At 56.1% G+C, this 17959-nt stretch carries 18 protein-coding genes and 1 pseudogene; 18 read left to right on the top strand and 1 reads right to left on the bottom strand.

All coding sequences use genetic code 11. The features are described from left to right. The first annotated feature begins 38 nt into the window (after positions 1–38). The 18 genes from KO116_RS22790 to KO116_RS22705 all read left to right on the top strand — a co-directional run bounded on the left by KO116_RS22790 (position 39) and on the right by KO116_RS22705 (position 16370). A complete protein-coding gene (locus tag KO116_RS22790; RefSeq protein ID WP_035557814.1) occupies positions 39–1697 on the top strand; it encodes a DUF4942 domain-containing protein in 1659 nt (552 codons plus the stop codon). A gap of 84 nt (positions 1698–1781) precedes the next feature. After that, the gene (locus KO116_RS22785; RefSeq protein ID WP_035557817.1) at positions 1782–2000 is read left to right on the top strand and encodes a hypothetical protein; all 219 of its coding nucleotides are present in this window, start codon (positions 1782–1784) and stop codon (positions 1998–2000) included. Between the two features lie 172 nt (positions 2001–2172). Then, positions 2173–2481, top strand: a complete 309-nt coding sequence (locus tag KO116_RS22780) for a hypothetical protein (RefSeq protein ID WP_035557818.1) — start codon at positions 2173–2175, stop codon at positions 2479–2481. Next, positions 2478–3086: a thioredoxin domain-containing protein gene (locus tag KO116_RS22775; RefSeq protein WP_035557821.1), complete on the top strand. Its 609-nt coding sequence runs from the start codon at positions 2478–2480 to the stop codon at positions 3084–3086. Before KO116_RS22780 ends, KO116_RS22775 begins: the two co-directional genes overlap by 4 nt. Further along, positions 3086–3730 (top strand): OmpA family protein, encoded by a 645-nt coding sequence (locus KO116_RS24320; RefSeq protein ID WP_052703858.1) that lies wholly within the window; start codon positions 3086–3088, stop codon positions 3728–3730. The genes KO116_RS22775 and KO116_RS24320 overlap by 1 nt, the downstream gene beginning before the upstream one ends. Continuing rightward, a complete protein-coding gene (locus KO116_RS22765; RefSeq protein WP_035557823.1) occupies positions 3727–4506 on the top strand; it encodes a hypothetical protein in 780 nt (259 codons plus the stop codon). The genes KO116_RS24320 and KO116_RS22765 overlap by 4 nt, the downstream gene beginning before the upstream one ends. 10 nt (positions 4507–4516) lie before the next feature. Continuing rightward, positions 4517–4930 (top strand): lytic transglycosylase domain-containing protein, encoded by a 414-nt coding sequence (locus tag KO116_RS22760; protein WP_045812323.1) that lies wholly within the window; start codon positions 4517–4519, stop codon positions 4928–4930. Further along, positions 4927–5289 (top strand): TrbC/VirB2 family protein, encoded by a 363-nt coding sequence (locus tag KO116_RS22755; protein WP_035557825.1) that lies wholly within the window; start codon positions 4927–4929, stop codon positions 5287–5289. Before KO116_RS22760 ends, KO116_RS22755 begins: the two co-directional genes overlap by 4 nt. 17 nt (positions 5290–5306) lie before the next feature. Then, the gene (gene traL, locus KO116_RS22750; RefSeq protein WP_008958346.1) at positions 5307–5600 is read left to right on the top strand and encodes a type IV conjugative transfer system protein TraL; all 294 of its coding nucleotides are present in this window, start codon (positions 5307–5309) and stop codon (positions 5598–5600) included. After that, positions 5600–6157 carry a TraE/TraK family type IV conjugative transfer system protein gene (locus tag KO116_RS22745; protein ID WP_035557829.1) on the top strand — a complete coding sequence of 186 codons (558 nt, stop codon included), beginning with the start codon at positions 5600–5602 and terminating at the stop codon, positions 6155–6157. The genes traL and KO116_RS22745 overlap by 1 nt, the downstream gene beginning before the upstream one ends. Continuing rightward, complete coding sequence (locus tag KO116_RS22740) at positions 6154–6846, top strand: TraK domain-containing protein (RefSeq protein ID WP_035557832.1); 693 nt, start codon at positions 6154–6156, stop codon at positions 6844–6846. The genes KO116_RS22745 and KO116_RS22740 overlap by 4 nt, the downstream gene beginning before the upstream one ends. Beyond that, on the top strand, positions 6839–8326 hold the full coding sequence (locus KO116_RS22735) for a TrbI/VirB10 family protein (RefSeq protein WP_035557835.1): 1488 nt from the start codon (positions 6839–6841) through the stop codon (positions 8324–8326). Before KO116_RS22740 ends, KO116_RS22735 begins: the two co-directional genes overlap by 8 nt. A gap of 4 nt (positions 8327–8330) precedes the next feature. Further along, complete coding sequence (locus tag KO116_RS22730) at positions 8331–8828, top strand: TraV family lipoprotein (protein ID WP_035557838.1); 498 nt, start codon at positions 8331–8333, stop codon at positions 8826–8828. A 1-nt stretch (position 8829) separates the two neighbouring features. Then, complete coding sequence (locus KO116_RS22725) at positions 8830–11442, top strand: TraG/VirB4 family ATPase (protein WP_035557840.1); 2613 nt, start codon at positions 8830–8832, stop codon at positions 11440–11442. A gap of 9 nt (positions 11443–11451) precedes the next feature. After that, positions 11452–12234: a M48 family metallopeptidase gene (locus KO116_RS22720; protein WP_035557843.1), complete on the top strand. Its 783-nt coding sequence runs from the start codon at positions 11452–11454 to the stop codon at positions 12232–12234. Then, positions 12231–15212 (top strand): hypothetical protein, encoded by a 2982-nt coding sequence (locus KO116_RS22715; RefSeq protein ID WP_035557846.1) that lies wholly within the window; start codon positions 12231–12233, stop codon positions 15210–15212. The genes KO116_RS22720 and KO116_RS22715 overlap by 4 nt, the downstream gene beginning before the upstream one ends. Before the next feature lie 96 nt (positions 15213–15308). After that, on the top strand, positions 15309–15728 hold the full coding sequence (locus KO116_RS22710; RefSeq protein ID WP_035557849.1) for a hypothetical protein: 420 nt from the start codon (positions 15309–15311) through the stop codon (positions 15726–15728). Between the two features lie 39 nt (positions 15729–15767). Continuing rightward, a complete protein-coding gene (locus KO116_RS22705) occupies positions 15768–16370 on the top strand; it encodes an RES family NAD+ phosphorylase (protein ID WP_052703857.1) in 603 nt (200 codons plus the stop codon). Positions 16371–16835: 465 nt separating this feature from the next. Here the strand turns inward: KO116_RS22705 and KO116_RS22700 are convergent. Continuing rightward, positions 16836–17480, bottom strand: a pseudogene (locus KO116_RS22700) (recombinase family protein). Positions 17481–17959 lie beyond the last annotated feature (479 nt).

Here is a 17959-nt window from a genome sequence, read left to right as displayed (position 1 = left end):
ACTCGCTTGTAATAGATCACTAAATAGGGAACGGGACCATGATTCACGAAGCCATTGATAGCTATGACAGCACAGAATATCTTGGAGATATGGGGGAGTTCTTCGCCCCGGCCTCGACAGATATGGTCGATGGGCTGGTGGGGCGCTACAACGCAATGCGTAGGCGTGTGGAAGAAGTGGCGGCACTGTTTGATGGTGATCGTAAAGGTGTCGTCAACTACTTCATCCAGGGCAATCGCAAGCACGACAACACACGTTACTCATCACTGTCCACAGAGAATATTTTTATTGAAGAAGGCGCGATCGCAGCGCTGAACGCTGAATATTGGGACCGGGCCTTGAAGATGACCGATGTTCTCGACTTCATGCCTCAGACTCGCCGTAGCGAGTGGTGGGAGCAGATTAACGAGATGAAAACCCCTGACTTCACTGAGGAAACCGTAAGGGCAACCCTGACCGAGCTGCTAATGATGCGCGGCACCTTCCTAGCTGAGCGTGTCGACGGTATATTCCGTGCCCTAAGCCGTGAGCATGTTACCAATCGGCCTGAAGGTTTCTACAAACGGATGATCCTCAATTATGTCGTCACTTCCTATGAGACGGTGAATCATGACCAGGCAGGCCATATCAATGACCTTCGCTCAGTCATTGCTAAATTTATGGGCCGGGATGAACCAAACTGGCAGGCCTCTAGCCGATTGATTGATATTGCACGGCGCACCCCAGGCAAGCGGTTTATGGTTGATGGTGGCGCTCTGTACCTGAAGGTCTTTAAAAAAGGCACGGCGCATCTTGAGGTACACCCCGAAATCGCTTTTCGCCTAAACCAAGTGCTGGCGCATTTGCACCCGACAGCAATTCCTTCCCAGTTCCGCACCCCGCCTAAGCGCAAGCCTAAAGACTTTGTGCTAATGGATCGCCCACTTCAATTTGCGGTCATCAATTTACTCGGTTCCATGCGCAGCGTCCCTACCCGCTGCCCTAGCCACCTTCGACATCTCGAAACACGGTCGCCGAAGACAGAAAACCCTTGGGCGATTGAGTTCGATTATGGAGTGAAGGATAAGGTAGCGTTGGCTGAGGCTGAGCAGGTGCTCAAGGCCATCGGTGGGGTTAAGGTATTCAGTGATAACGGCGCAGTGTCGTGGTTCGAGTTCGACTACCACACCAAGCCGATTTTGGATGAGATTGTTGCCAGTGGTTGCATCCCTGACCATAAGAGCCACCAGTATTACCCTACCCCGGAGCGCTTGGCGTATGAGGTCGTAGAATTGGCCGAGATCAACGACCAGGATACGGTGCTGGAGCCAAGTGCTGGCCAGGGCCATATTGCTGATATGCTTCCCAAAGATCGGACTACCTGTGTCGAGCTGGCACCGCTGCATTGCAAGGTGCTAGCGGCGAAGGGGTTTCGCTGCCATCAAGCCGACTTTCTGGAGTGGGCAAATACGGCCAGAAGCTACACCAAAATAGTCATGAACCCTCCGTACAGCAAAGGTCGAGCCCTGCATCATCTTGAAGCCGCAGCGAGTTGTCTAGCTCCTGGCGGGCGCCTTGTGGCTATCCTCCCCGGCAGCATGCTCGACAAGGATCTACTGCCGGGCTGGGAGGTGGAATGGACTGCTAGCTATCAGGGTGAGTTCGCTGGGACTGGCGTAAACGTGACTATCCTGGTGGCTGATAAGCCCGCCCAGTAAGAAGTAAGCTAGCGCGGTCGATGCGATCGCGCCAGCTTTAGCATTTGGGTTAGCATTCCGAAAACACATCCTAACGGAAAGGTAATGGATCAAGGGTGCTACGAGGCTTACCTCCTGTCTCATGAAATACACAAAACGCTGGGCAACTATCAGCCCTCTCCTTATCGTCCTTGGTCGCCTGAGGATATGGCGTGGCTCGCTGGTGTTGATGATGCCTCTGGAGAGTATTTAAAAGCCGACAATGAGCAAAGCGGCGCCTCCCCCTCTCCTCGATCTAAAGAAACCCAGCTCTCCCTGTTCTAAGCCTCCCTCGATAGTCGTTTTCATCTCCCTCTAAGCCTTGGCATGCGACAGCAAAGCGACTCGCGCAAAAAAATCTCTACTTCCCCCGGTTAAGTGTCAGTGGCTGCCCTATCTACCTGCGAGGCCCATTAAGGGCACCTATGAGAGAGCACCGCTGGGAGGCGGAATTGAGATGATGGCGATGCGAGGCAGCACGCTTATTGGCGTGGCCATATTAGTTTGGGTCGCATGGATTGTCCTGGCGACCGATTCAGAAGCTCGAATTGAGCGAACCTGTCAGCCCGTTCTTTGGTTTGGCAATGTGGCAACTTCACTGACGCAGCTAACCTTTCCTAAGCAACAGGAATCGGTGCATGAGGCGTTTGAATCAGCTGACTATGCTTGTCGCTTTACCGTGTGGCGCTTGCTGCACGAAGACGCCTGGATCGAAAGCCACCAAGGTAACGAATCTAGTGATCAGTCGGGGGAGAGCGACCAATGATTTCCCCTACCCGCCTGCTACACCCCATCCGTAGAATTCTCGGTGTCACCGTGGCCACCTTGGGGCTCGCTGCTGGCGCTCATGCCGGAAATGATCAGCCTCTGGCGCTGGTTGAGTTTGCCAGCTTCGATTGCCCGCACTGCCAGGCCATGGACAAACACCACTCTTCTATTCAGGCAGCCGTCGAAGCGGCGGGCCTGGAGTACCGCTACGCTCCCCTGCCTTCCCATACCGGCCTTGAACGCGCATGGCGTGAACGCGCCTTTTACGCATCTCGCTCTATTCCAGGGGTTGCCAATGACGTTCGGAAAGCCTTTCTCACGGCTGGCGAAACCGGGGTTCCCCTCAAGGACTATGACGATGTGCTGGCGCACCTCCAATTGCATGTTCCCCAAGTTCGGTGGAACGAGTTTGCGGACGACCATATCAGCGATCCCAGCTCTGTCGAGGCGATTGAGCGAGCAGCGAGGCTTGCTGGTCGGGCAGGTCTTCGTGAGTACCCTGCCTTTGTCGCTGTGTCTCGTTCTGAAGTGAAGCTATTGAGCCTGTCGGGAGACGTTGCCGAGAGGGCCGAGGCGGTAATCAAGTACCTGGAGAACCTTTGATGACACTGCGAAACCCTGTGCTTGCTGTCTCGCTGACAGCTGTTCTTGCTGGCTGTGCAGCACATCCTCCGGCTCTGGAGCACGCACGCACGTCAACGCTACCTGATTCGTATAACACGATGACCAGTCGGCATGTGGTGATCCCTGCCTATACGCTTCAAGGGGTCAACGCGACCCGTACCACCAACTGGTACTACGGGGCTGGCCAGGGGCTTGATCGCTACGCTTACGGCGGCACCGTTTACGACGAGGCCTATTGGCAGCAGCGCCATGCCTCAATGCCGGATGACTACAAGGACGCCATGGAGTCTGTGCCTCTGGCGCGCTTCCATTTCGAGTTCGACTCAACAACGCTGACGCCTACCTCTCAGCGTGAAATGGCTTCCTTCCTGGAAGGAGAAGACCTGGCTGGCCGTGTGCTCATTGTTGGGTACACCGACCATATCGGCCCTGAGTCCTACAACATTTCACTCTCACAGCGCCGCGCTGATGCGATCGCGGGACAGCTCCATTTGGCTTGGCCAAAGGCCCGGTTCCTGACGGAAGGGCATGGCATCTATCCCAAGTTGGTTGACGGCACGACTGATGAAGCGCGGGCGGCAAACCGTCGCGCCGAGATTTTTTACCTGGAGGCAGACCAATGAACGTCTTTATCGCCCACGCCCAGATTCTACGAAAAGAGACGCCAAAGGAGCGCGGTCGTTCTGGCCTGATGGTGCTCAAGGTTGGTAAGAACAAGCGAAGCACAGAAGCCCTAATCCAATCTGTAAATCAGATCATTGTCCGAATTCCGAATCATCTATCTGATCGCGCAGCCAAGCTGGATGTTGATTCTTACATTGAAATTTTCGGCCATGTTGGCGGCATTGTGCGCCGTGCACACCACACGGGTGAGCAGCACCTGAGTGCCGAGTTGGTGGCCAACAACATCCAGCCGGCTGCCCCGATGATCGAGGGCAACATCGAAAAACATCTTTTCAATCGTTTCATTGCGATTGGCTTGCTGAGGGGGGTGAAAACTCCCGAGAAGGAGGGACCACCCTCCACAGCGTACCTGCAGATCGGCCCTGACCGACCGGACCTGGGGCGCTCCTTTCAGCATACCGGCGTGGTGTCCATGGCTGCTTTTGGGCGCGTTGTCGATCGACTTGTCGAGTACGAGGCCGGCACCGCCCTTCATGTTGAGGGACGAGTTACCGGCCTATTGCGAAAGATCCCCAAACCAGGAGCAGAAGGCGGCTTCGAGGAAAGTCTGGAGGTCGGGCTGGTGATGGATCGTGTCAGCCCCACTGCCATGGTCGCTGAGCGGATGATGACGCCGTTTGATGTGGCCAAGCCTGAAGCGCAGAACACCCCAGAAGAAACCAACGACGAAGCTGGCGCTGGGGAATCCGCGGCAGTGGCTGAAGAACAGCGCTAGGAGGTGGTCAATGATTGCCCTACCTGATTGTGTCCCTGAAATCGCTGATTACTACCAAGTACCCATCGAGATTGTCGCGGCAGTGCGTCTTCAAGAGAGCGGCAGCCGAGGGCAATTAGTGGGTCGCATAGGTCCGAACAAGAATGGCACTTACGACCTAGGCGCTATGCAAGTCAATACATGGTGGCTCGACCAGGAAACCAACCGGAATTACCTCCAGCAATGGGGAATTACCGAGCGTGAGTTGTTGGAAAATGAGTGTACGAATTTCGCTGTAGGGACGTGGATTCTCTACGACAACATCACGCGCTACGGCGAGTGGGAGGCGGCATTGGCCGCTTACAACGCTGGGTCGCCGAATAGTCCGGCAGGCCAGCAATACGCAAACGAAGTCCTCGCGACATTAGGAGATCAGTACCAATGACTACTTCCGTAGATACCCAGGCCACAACCAAGCAGGGCAAGCTCGCTCATCTAGTCGAATGCCTCCGCATGAACAAGAAGCGAGCAGCAGAGCGCTCACTGTTGGTTGCTACTACCGCTTTCCTGGCGATGCCAGCATGGGCACAGGAAGACTTTGAAGACTTCGCTGACAAGGTTGAAGAGCTGGCGCATGGGCCCTTCGGTATCGGCATTTCCATTCTGGCGCTGATCATCGGTTGCCTGGTGGGCCTTGGACGTCAATCTGCTGCCCCTGCGTTCCTGGGTCTAGGGATCGCCGGTGCCTTTGCGGTCGGCCCCTTCATGATCAAGGAAATCTTCAGCTGGTTCTCAGGCACCTGAGTTAGGAGTCGCGGGTCATGTCTAACGAGTCCTATCGGATACCGCAGGATGTTGATGCCCCTATCCCCATCTTCGCCTGGGAGATGACCGAGGTGGTTGTCGCCATCATGGTGATCGGCGTGGGCATCATCATGCGGTTTTTTATCCCAGGCCTATTTGCGGGGATCTTTCTCATGATGATGGCTAAGAAGATGCGTGCCGGCCAGAAGCGGGGACAAGTGCAGCATGTCTTGTGGCGGATGGGGCTCAAGTTAGACCCGCTGCTTGGCAAATACGCACCTAGACCAATGCGATTGGAGTACATTCGCTGATGAAATACCTCAATGCATTGCGAAATCAGTGGGTCGCTGCCAGGGGCTGGATGTTCTGCACCCTGCTCCTGACTGGGTTGCTGATCTATGTCTTGCAGAGCTATGTCCAGCTCAGCGCCAATATGCCAACCCGGCTGGTTCCCTACAACCTGCACGTCGTGGATGGGCCGGTCGAGGTGGGCGCCAGCGCTGGTTATACCGATGCGAGCTACCTCACTGAGATAGCCATGGCGGATGCCCAGCTGCACAGCTCTTGGACCCCAAGGAACGTGAGAAGCCAATACGCTCGGTTCCAGAACCGGATGACGCCGGCCCTCTATGCCAAGGTCGGCAATGATCTACAAGCACGGATTCCAGACCTGGAGAAATCTGAGCGTACCCAGGCCTTGTTCATTGAAGGGACCCAAGTCCTAGACGGCACAGTGCGAGTTTATGGGCGCTTGCGGGCTTGGCATGGCACCGAACAGATCGAAGACGAACCGATTGCTTACCGTGTCCGCTATTCCTTCAGCGGTGGCGTTCCGTATGTCGCTGGTTTCTCTTTGGAGGACGAATGAAAAAGCCTAAGATGCAGGGGCTGGTCATGGTGGCGGCGCTTGCCGTCGCCACCTTTGTCAGCGCCAGCGATGATGTCCAGAAGGTGGTTGTATCCACCGATGCTTATAACCGGCTGGTATTCCCAGAGCCGTACTCTACGATTGTTATCCCCCCCGAGGCCGAGTTGCGTGACAACCCTGTGCCGACTGATGGCAAACGTGGTCTCCTCATCCGTCCTGCAGACGAAGCCGACCCGTTCTCTATCTTCATCCAGCTGCGAAGCGGCGAGGCCTTCACGGTGAAGCTAGCGCCGGAAAGCGGCATCGATGCCCAGGTGTTCCGGTATCGAAACGCCCCTGACCTATCCGCAGAGCCCGAAAGGGAAAGCCGGCCCAAGGATCGTTGGATTGCTGACACTATCCTGTCCGCTTTCCAGGGGGCTCGCCCTAGCGGGTTTGAGCCGGCTGGCGCCCCGCCTAGTGCCCGACTTGAAATGCCTAATGGCGGCACGCTCAAGCTCACAGCGGAAACCCAGTACCGTGGTTCCGGCCATGTCGTGAATATTTACCGGCTGTCTTCTGATACCTCCCTTGAAGTCGAGCCTCGTGACTTCTACCGCGATGGCGTCGTTGCTGTTTCCTTGGAAGGGGACACGGTAAGTGAGCGCGATCAGCCCCGAATGATCGTCGTGGAGGTTGACCGTGGCTGAAGATCAGAACAACCAGCAGCCGAATGAATCGGGCCAGGACAAGCCTTCTAGGGTGGCCAAGGCCCGAGCTAAGTCCAAGGTAGTCTCTCAGAGCCTGTTGGAGCGAGCGCAGGGAAGAAAGTGGCTTCTATATGGTGGTGGGGCCTGCCTAGTCATCTGGCTTGTGGCAAGTAACGCTATTAGCGCACGAGACAACAGTAGCAATAAAGCGCCCCCTCCCCCGGAATTTATGGACACCACGCCGGATACACGGCATGGGGAGGAAGTCACTATTTCCCGACTTCAACAACAGTTAAGGGAGGCTCATGAAGAATTGGCAGACCAGCGCGAGAGTCAAGAGCAGAGGGATGCACGACTTCAGGCGCAGCTCGAAGAAATGCAGGCTGGCATGGAATCCGAACGCGAGCAAACGCGGGAAACCATGGAGTCGCTGCGCACACGACTAGCCGATATTTCTAGCGGAGATGATGGCACCAGTGAGGTTCGCATTGGCACATCTTCAAACAGAAGCACCGACGCCAACCGTGCCCCGTCTGACTATCTTCGCCCCCCCCGAGGCGACGACGCTAGCGCGGTACCTCCGCCCCCGGTAGCGCGTCGAGATGGTGACTCTGGCCGTGCCGGTTTACCCCCGAGGCAACAATCGTCGACACAGGGCGGCGTCATTCCTTCACAGTTTCCACAGCTCCAGAAGGAAGAAGGACCGGCTGACCCGATCGTACTCAATGGCTCAAGTGGTGAGTCCAGCGCTCGCATCTTACGTAATGAAGCGGCTCAGCAGGATGACGAAGAAGAGGATCTGGGGCCACCTAAAGCTGGGTTCCTCCCTATGGGGTCGTTCTCTGAGGTGGCAATGTTGACTGGCGCTGACTTTGGCGCTGCCGAGCGTACCCGCAACAACCCTCAGCCGGTGCTATTCCGCATTCAAAACGATGCATTCCTACCTGGCAGTGCGCGGTATCGCCTCGCTGACTGCTTTGGTATGGGCGGTGGCTACGGTGATTTGTCGAGCGAGCGAGCGCATATCAACGTCTCTCGTATTTCCTGTGTCGATACACGGACTGGAATGATGCTTGAGTCTCCAATCAATGGCTACATCGTGGACTCGGATGGCCGTCTGGGGCTTCGCGGCAAAGTTGAGCGACGTGCTGGCGCCCTGCTGGGTAAGGCCATGCTTGCTGGCTTCGCAGAAGGCGCCAGCAGCATTGCTGCAACAGCAGCTCAAGGTGCTGAATCGGCTGTCACAGGCAGCGGCGTTGTCACCACCATCGACCCGAACAGTGTCGCCGAGGTTGGCATGTACGGCGGTGCAGGCCGCGCGATGGAGATACTGGCAGAGCGTTACATCGAAGAGGCTGAATCCATGTTCCCGGTGATCGAGGTTCCATCAGGGCGCCGTGGCACTATTGTAATCCAGGAAGGCCAGAAGCTCGAGTGGGAAGCCTACGAGCTGGCCGACAAGATGCCGAGCGAGGGCTAATACGATGAGCTTAAAGTTGATGATCCCCTTGACCGCCCTGCTGTTCCTCGGTGGGTGTGCCACTGTCCAGCATGATTGTGAGCTGGGAAGCGAGTGTGTCGGTACCGGCGATGTTTATGAAGCTGCGGTGGCAAATAGTGGTTCCTCTGAAACAGTGATGGAGGGCCGTAAGGATGGCTCAGAAGCTGAAGAAGAAAAGATCGAGCAATGGCGACCCTATAGCGGGGGAGGCCTAACCGATATGCCTGTCTACCAGCCAGGTAAACCGGTGCGTATCTGGGTGGCGCCATGGCGCGGTGATGACGGCATTCTACGATCGGGCGAATACCTGTATGTGACTCTGCCTGATGACTGGAGTTATGGCCAGCTGCGTGACGATGGCATTGGGGCAGGCATGATCGGACCTTCTCCGGGTGTTCAACACATCGCGCCGAGAGGGCAAGACGCCAGCGTGAATCCTTATCGCATTCAGCCGCAAATGCAGATCGTCCCGGAGAATTGATATGAAGATAACCGCGATGACTCGTATGCGGCACCAAGTGCGCCGCATGATCCAGCAGGGCGCTCCCGATTATGGCGATCGCGCCCTCCCCCTCCAGGCAGCCGAGGCGCTGACTGAGCGGGATGATCCCGCGAGCCTGCTCCCCTACATCGACTATGAAGATAACTACTGTGTCCGGGATGATGGTAAACATCCTCAGCTTGGCTTCGGCGTCCAGTTTGCGCCATTGATGGTGGCTGGCAAGGACATCGAGGAGCAAATCGAGTCGCTGATTACGCGAGCGCCAGCGGACACGGTTATCCAGTTCGTCGCCCATAGTTCGCCGGCCATTGAGGACCGGATAAATACCTGGCAGGCACGGCGGTTACGTTACTGCAAAGACCCTATGCTCCAAGAGCTGGTAGAGCGCCGTAGCAAGCACATGCTTGACGCCGCGGCCGGGAACAAAAGCCTCCTACCGAATGAGCGTCTATATCCCCGGGAGGTGCATTACTTCGCCTTTTTCACCATGACCTTTGGCGGTGACCCAGAGCATGCTGAAGAGATTCGTTCATGGCGGCACATGTGCGACGAATTCCGGCAGTCGGTGATGGGGACATTCAGCTCTATGGGCCTGTCCCCTGCCCTGATGAACGAATTGGGTACGCGACGTGTGCTGCGCCGCATAGCCAACCCACAAATGGTGCCAGGGGAGCTTCAACGCCTGGAGGAGGAAGGTGGTCACTTCATTGATTCCATTTTCGATAAGCGCACACGCATTCGAGTGAAGTCCTCGGGTGCAGTCCAGTTTAGCGACAATGAAAGGGAGGTGGATGTTGTCCCTTTGACCATCGACACCTACCCGGACTACCTGCGTCTCTACATGACAGGTGACATGCTTGGGGAGTTGAAGTCGGCGACCGATCGGATCGCGCCGGCCTACTGGATGTATACCACCATCTACAAGCCGAACACCGAAAAGGCTCGTGATGACATCACCATGCGAATGGGCATGATCTCAAAGCAATGCATGAGTGATTCCGAGTGGTACAAGGGGATGATGCCGCACCTCTTCACGCGGCGTAGAGATACCCAGCAGCTGCTCAACGATACTCGCTCAAACTACTGCCCGGTACGCATGTGGTCGGGGATCAATATCATCACCGAACCCGAGCGAGCAGCTTCGGACGCGGACTATGTTTCCTCGTTGTGGCGGAAAGCAGGCTTCAGAGCCTCGCGTGAACGCTATATCTCGCTGCCTATCTGGTTGTCGTCTTTGCCATGGGGCTACAACCCACGCATGGACAAGCCTACATCAGGCCTTCAGCGGGCACAGATGGTGTCCAGCCTAAACGGCGCTTGCGCCTCAATCTGCCAGGGCGATTGGGGCGGTAACGGGCCAGTAGTACGCAAAGACCCACAGGGGAACCCTTACCTCTACGCAAACGGACTGTTGCTGGTTTCTCGCCGCGGTCAAATGTCGTGTATCGACATTTTTGATTCGGCCACCTCATACAATTTTTCGGTGATCGCGACCTCGGGTGCGGGTAAGTCATTCCTTGCCAACGAATTCGTTACCGACATGCGCTGTCGTGATGGCGTGGTCCGTATCATTGACGTGGGCGGCTCTTATAAGGAGCTGTGTGAACTGCTGGGCGGTCAGGAACTGAGGTTTGATCCTAACCATCCGGTCTCACTTAACCCATTCTGGGGTATCAAAGGCAAGCAGCGTTACGACGATGATGAAGGTGGCAGCGAGATCGCAGAAATGATCCCGGTGCTGAAGGATGCCATATCTCAGATGGCGTTCCCCCTAGGTGAGCCCGACAACTACGAATACCAGTTGATCGAAAAAGGCATCCTTGAGGCGCACGATAAACATGGCGAGGTCATGGAAACCAAGCATGTCTATCAGTGGCTTGAGTCCCGGGCAGACAGTGATCCGGTGGCCAAGAGTATTGCGTTGCAGTTGGAGCCGTATGCCGTAGGTCGGCATGCCGCATGGTTCAACGGTGAGCCCCAGCTGGATCTTTCCAATGAGTTCACCATACTCGAGCTGGAAGAGCTAAACGTCGATCGTGAGCTTCGGAATGTGGTCATGACACTCCTGATGGCTCGGACGACGCGGGACATGTATCTGCGCCCACGCAACATCCCGAAAATGATGCTGATCGATGAGGCATGGGATCTACTCGCGGACCCGAAAAGCGGGAAGTTTATCGAAACCGCCTTCCGGCGCATCCGTAAGTATTACGGCAGTGCCGGTTTCATTACACAGGGCTTCAAGGATACCGACCTGTCGCCGGCCGCTCAGGCTGCCTTCGACAATGCACCTTGGACGTTTGTGCTCAAGCAGTCGGGTCCCTCGCTCGACTACGCACAGAAAAACGGAAAGCTGGGCGGCGAAGACGAATTCCTATTCGATATGCTGCGCGGTGTGAAGCCCGGTGCCGGCTATTCGGAGGTCTTCGTCAAGCACGAGAGCGGGGGTGGCCTTTTCCGCTTTGTGGTCGATCCTTACTCCTACTTCCTATATTCGACCAATCCCAAGGACCAGGCACGCCTGATGAAGCTCACTTCAGCGGGCTACAACACGCAGGAGGCCATCCGCATGCTGGCCGAGGGGCAAGGGTAGGCTTGGCTTATGCTGGCGCTCCTGTCTGCCTTGTCGGCCTGTTTCGCTGGGGCGCTTGGTTATACTGTGATGGTGGTATTGCCGGTGGTGGTCTTCGTTGGCTTACCCCTGGAGTTCATACGTCCCCCTGGTGAGCTTATGACAGTCACTTGGCTGGCCAAGGCCACCTACCTCGCAGGTGGGTGGCTAACTGCCCTCGCCTGGCTAGGGCTTAGGCTGGCGCCAGCCAGTTACCGTATCGGCCGGCTATTCCCAAGGGCTCGTGAGATTGCAGATCGTGTCTGGGTTTACGAGACGCCTGCCCTTCAGGCCTATGCTATGCCGAGCCCTACGGGTGGCGTTGTAATCGTTTCCCGGGGCGCCCTCAATCTGCCTCCTGATGAGCTTGAGTGGCTGCTGGCGCACGAGAGGTCACACCTTCGCCGCGGCGATGCGTCTGCGAGCCTATACTGGTGGACGCAGCACAGCATTTTGCGGGTGGCGCTTTGGCTGGCGCGGTTGATCTATACAATTCTTCGTCCCATTCCCCTGATTGGCCTGTTGAGCGGCTTGTACTTTTCTGTGGCGAGCTTGGGGATTCGCTTGGCATTAGGGCTTTTCAAAGTCTTGGACCGCCACTTAGGGCATCTAATGGAATATCGTGCCGACCGTGACGCGGCGCGTGTTGCCTCTCCAATAGCAGGCTGCCGGCTTCTCAGTAGGCTCTCTACGGGTCTTGAATCGAGCTGGGGGCTTTTCTCGACACATCCGCCGACATATCGGCGTATCAAGCGCCTGGAGCGTATGACATGAGTTTGATGGGGTATCGCTCGACACTGCTAAGATCCGTTATTGCTCTAACTATCTTCTACAGTCTCGCCGCGGCTACTGCTTTTTACTTCATGGGGCCGGAAACGCTGCAGGAGTGGCTAGCTGGCGCTGGCTTTTGGGTAGAGGGTGACGAAGAGATAAACCCCGCGAACGCGGCATCAGCGGCCACTGAGGTCGTCCTGGCAAGGTTGCGTGTTGTCTGGCCATGGTTAGCCGGGGGAATGGCTGCTGGCTCTGTGATCGTTCTGCTCATAGTGGGAATGGGATTAATAACACGTCGACAGCGCGCTAAATCTCGCGGTGAGTTCCGGGGCATGGATCTCTCAATTACGTACATGCCTTATCCTGATCCGATTAACTTCAAGCCAGTGAAAGCGCAGCTGTCGGGTAACGTTCCGGCACATCACATGCCGCTAATTAACCAGTTGCTCGGTTACCTCCAGGCTCACCCTGATGCTTTTTGCGGTGACGGCCACAGTACGACACTGCTTGAGCACCATCTAGGCGTGATCGATGAGGCCTTCGAGTACGAAGGTGCCGATCCCCTCCTCCCTCTTGCCGCGGCAGCACATGATATTGGCAAGACTGTTTCGCATGCGAAACAGGACGGGCAGTGGGTCCGCCTGTCCTACCACGATAAACAGAGCGGGCGTCTGTTGGCAAAGTTCCCCGCGTGGTGGGAGCTGCCTGAGGATGAGCGAGCCATACTGTTGCTGGCAGTAAAATACGAGCATTCTCCCAACCTGATGCCAGTGGCTTTCCCTGGCCTCAGTAGCAAGGGGGTGCGCCGCGCAGTCACTCTCCTCCAGCAGCTGCGAGAGATAGACGGCCTCGCTACACGAGGCGAGAAACGCAAGGTGCTTGAGAATCTGAACGTCCAGGAGCTGGCGATCGAAACGTTCTTGCGAGTGGTTCCCCAAGTACCCTATCAGGTGAAAGGTTTAGCGAAGCGTGTCAAAGCGGCAGGCTTCCGCGTTGGTGAGCGGCTTTACCTCTCCGAACATCATGTTCGGGAGACAGCCCTTTCCAAGCTGGATGATGACGTTGCCGCGGCCTTTGGCGGTGACTTTCGAGCCCCAGGTAAATCAGGGGAGTTTACACAGGTACTTTTGGCAGCATTGGCCGATCGCGGCTGGCTCATCACTGAAATCGAGGGAGTGCCAGAGGGGAGCGAAGCGGCGAAGACCTGGACGTTGCCATCTGACCAAGCGTTGTGGCGGGTACGTTCCGGCATAATCGAGTTCAGGGGAATGATCGCGGTGGAGCTGCCAGTAGAACACCAAGGCCTATACCCGCGAGAAACCGCTTATGAGGTAACCGTCCTCGGCCCCCAGGGCAAGCACAGTAGCAACGCTGGCGTTGCGCCAACAAAAGACAGTGGTAAGCGGGAAGAGCGCATGACTAAGCCTAAAGGTATTCCAGCGTCAGACGTATGTGATGTCAGCCTGTTTGCTTCAGTGCCTACGGGTACGGGTGATGCAACGAAAACCAGTGGGAATGCTGCACAGAAGAGTTTAGGGGCAGCGAGCAAAACCTCTACATTCAGCCATGAATCACTCACGAATACCGACGTGGCTTCCGCCTGGCTGCTAGATGATTCCCAGGCGGCAGGTGGGAATACTGCACAGGAAGAGACGCGACAGCCCACCCCTTGCGGTGGGGATGCTGCACAGAAAGGCAATGGCACCCAGAACCAGCAGGCCTCCGCAATGGTTGAAACAGGCGAAGGAAAAGATATAGCCGGTGCCAAGCCGATGGATGATCTCCATGCGGCAGGTGGGGATACTGCACAGGAAGAGACGCGCCAGCCCATCCCTTGCGGTGGGGATGCTGCACAGAAAGGCAATGACACCCAGAACCAGCAGGCCTCCGCAATGGTTGAAACAGGCGAAGAAAAAGATATAGCCGGTGCCAAGCTGATGGATGATCTCCATGCGGCAGGTGGGAATACTGCACAGGAAGAGATGCGCCAGCCCACCCCTTGCGGTGGGGATGCTGCACAGAAAGGCAATGGCACCCAGAACCAGCAGGCTTCCGCAATGGCTGAAACAGGCGGAGAAAAAGTTATAGATGGTGCCTGGCTGCTGGACGATTCTCATACGGCAGGTGAGAACACTACACAGGAAGGCACGGGCCAGCCAATACCTTGCGGTGGGGATGCTGCACAGAAAGGCAATGATGCCCAGAATCAGCAGGCCTCAGCCAAAGCTGAAACAGGCGACGAAAAGGCTATAGTTGGCGCTTGGCTGCTAGAGGATGTCCCCGGTGTCGGTGGGGATATTGCACATTATGAGCAGGATGGGATGAGTAATTCCATTCATACTAAGACTCCAGCAGGATTTAAAAGAGAATCAGAGGGAGCTTGGTTACTAAATGAGATTGTTGAGGCGGCCGGTGGGAACGTTGCACAGATAGCGACCAATGACCAAATTTCGCCCACAACAAGCGGGGGGGATGTTGAACTGATCGCTGAGCAAGCCGAACCCACGAATGACTTTTCAGAGATTAGTCAGCTGACGCTAGGGGCTGACGCAGATAACCATAGTGATGTTTCGGCTGAGCTGGGTGACTGGAGCCCAGAGGCCGATAACGCACCGAATGATACCCATATTCAACTTGGCCTGGGGGAGGCAATGCTGGCCACAGCTGAGCATGAGTCCCCAGTGACACAGCCGAGCCATCAGCCAGTCCCTACTGTCATGGTTGATAAAACGACGCAAGGTGCTACAGAACAGCAGAAATCGGCTGTGTCTGGGCAGAAAGATGTACGGACATCCTCACCTATCCAGCGACGCCTGAAGAAGCGAGGTGGGACCTCGGCTGGTCGCCAAAAGGCTTTAAACAACGAAGCGCCAGCGGATAAAAGCGAACAGACAGGCCAAGTGAAAGCGAGCAGAGGGTCATCCAAGCCTGCCGGTGCCAAGGCGGAAGTAAAAGGAGTGCCTAAGCTGTTCAGTTGACCAAACATCACCTTGCGGAGATGGACTTCGAAGCGCTGAAGTTATATGATGCATTTATGTAGCAACATCGCTGCATTTTTGCAGGGAAAATAGGCTATGAGCGTTGAAGCAATCATCGAGCCGTCCGATTACGTTGCTCCCGACACTTTCAATCAATTCCTCGCTGACTTGAAAGCTCGGGCACGGCAAACCAAGAGCCCAATCATCAGCCCGAGGATGTTCTGCCTTGCCCTGGGCATGGATGTACAGACGCTGGCCTCGCGGGCGCATGTCCACCGCGTTACTGTAAACCGCGCCCAGGGGGCTGAGAAGCTGCAGACTTACTTACGGGATGCGGTGCGAGTCATGGGAGCAGCGGCTGACATAAATGGTAATTTTCAGGATGCCGCGTTCTGGTTTCGTAATGAACCGATCAGCGCATTCAATTTCAGGACACCAGAGCAGTTGGTCAGCGAGGGACGAGCTGAGGATCTATTGAACTATGTTCAATCACTTCACGCAGGCGCGGCTGGATGATCCTTACCAGCCTGGCAGATCAACCAGCCTATCGTGTCCATGTCCCCCGCTGGGCCATCGCCCCCCACAAGTGGCGCAGGCGCCGCCCAGCATGGCGGTCGCCTCAATCGTATCGGGGTTCCCGCACTCTACCTTGCTCTGGAAGAGCTGACCGCGCTTGAGGAGTGCCGGCAGCTCTCGACCCTGATGCCACCCGGTCTTATTGTGAGCTACACGGTAGCGTTGGCCACAGTAGTGGACTTCAGCCATGGGTACACGGCTGACTGGGACTCTCTCTGGCAGGAAATGGGTTGTGACTGGCGTAGAATTTTGTTTAATGATCGCGTTGAACCGCCCAGCTGGTTGCTCGCTGACCTAGCCTTGGAGGCTGGTGCTAGCGGCATACTGTTCCCGTCGTTGGCCAATCCACGGGGTGTAAACCTCGTAGTCTACACCGACGCCTTCATTTCACGTCACACCGCCCCTACCTCTCTTCGAGACCTGTCATACGGGAATGAGAAGAGAAGGATGCAAAATCATGATGATGTGCTGATTGTCCGAGGCGATGCTGATCTACGTTGCTACTGGCTAGCGATGGAGGGCAGCCCTTTGCAGATGTCGAGCCAGCGGAGTTCGGGATCGAGCGGCAGAAAGCGCAGGTAAGGTTCCTTACTTGGGACTGATCCTACTCTGCCACAGTAAGGCTATCAATTGATGGCAAACGGAGAACCTGCCCGTTAAGCATGGGTTATACGGGCTTGTAGTTCGCCCAGACTGTTGATTTCACGCTTCCCCAGGCTGTCTGCTGAGGGAGGCATTTTCAAAACCGCTTGATCCATCCGGTCAGTCATGCTTTTTGAAAGCTCGAATAATGAGAAAAGCTATGAACAGCGCTAAGTGGAATAAGTTGCTAGCTCGGTGGTGCCTTCTTAAAAATCAGTATCAATTGGGTTCAGGGGACTGCAGCCAGTCCAAGTTCTTACTGGCCTATCCTTAAATGCTCCAAGTTTAATACTATTATGCTTACACATATCGGCTGATTTTCTGCCATCTTTGATCATAAAGTCGATATAAAGCATCACTATTAGGCTAGAAGTGTCCGGAGAACACAGAGCAGTCCAGTTTTCTTTACACATGAAGCTTGCCCCTCCAGGTGTTATTTTCAGAAGACGATCGCACTGCGTGTCTGAAGTCGGTTGCACTGTGGTCTGGGGCTTCGGACTGGCTGGCCTCCAAAGCGGCGTAAAGGGCCGTCTTGCTGACCTTGATGCGTGCGGCGGCCTCGCGGATGCTCAGCCCATTGGCGAGGTGCTCCCTTGCCCGCTTCAGCTTGTCGTCGGTGACAACGGGCTTGCATTCTCCTTTGCGCCCACGGGCGGCGGCAGCGGCCAGCCCCGCCTTGGTGCGATCACGGATCAGATCACGCTCGAACTGCCCCAAGGCGCCGAACACGTGGAAGATCAGCCGCCCACCCGGCGTGGTGGTATCGATGCTTTCGGTCAGCGACCGGAATCCGACGCCACGCGCGTCCAGAGTGCTGACCACTTCGATCAGATGCGGCAGTGAGCGTCCCAGTCGATCCAGTCGCCACACAACCAGCACATCCCCGTCGCGCAGGAACCCCAGCGCGGCTGTTAGGCCGGGTCGTTCTTCCTTGGCCCCGGAGACGGTGTCATCAAAGATTCGCTCGCACTCCGCCTTGCGAAGCGCATCGGTCTACAAGGCGGTGTTCTGCTCTGCCGTCGGGACCCGCGCATAGCCAATCAGCGCCATTGACTGCCCCTTTTGTCCGCTAATCCGTCCGTTTATCTTATTGTCCCAAAATACATCAAACAAGCTGTTGTCGGACAATGTCCGGATTGGCCGCCTAATGATCGTTTCTCGGACAGGCTGCATTGTGCGCCGCCATGCTGAACCAATTCGAGGATCGTTTGACACGGCTCGTTCACAAGTCCGCTGCACACCGGGCGAACCGCCCAATGCATGGGTACAACCACCTTCTGACAACGACAGGCAATCAATGGGCTCAACACACGCGTTCGACGCGCTGATGAATATGGCGGGTTCATCGTTCCGTCACCATCGCTCGCTGCCCTGACTGTCGGCAGCCGCGGTGCCTCCAGCAGTGCTTCTCTATCCAGCGTTGAAGGGAGTGTTGGCCGATTACGGGTGAATAAAATTACTCTTGAGACGCTTTCAGTGTAACTTCCTTACAGATAAGTTATGAGCTACATCTCAGTCTGTTCGCACAA

This window comes from Halomonas sp. KO116 (genome assembly GCF_000734975.2).
In the GTDB taxonomy this organism is placed as follows: domain Bacteria; phylum Pseudomonadota; class Gammaproteobacteria; order Pseudomonadales; family Halomonadaceae; genus Vreelandella; species Vreelandella glaciei.
This window is presented reverse-complemented; position numbering and strand designations above follow the sequence as displayed.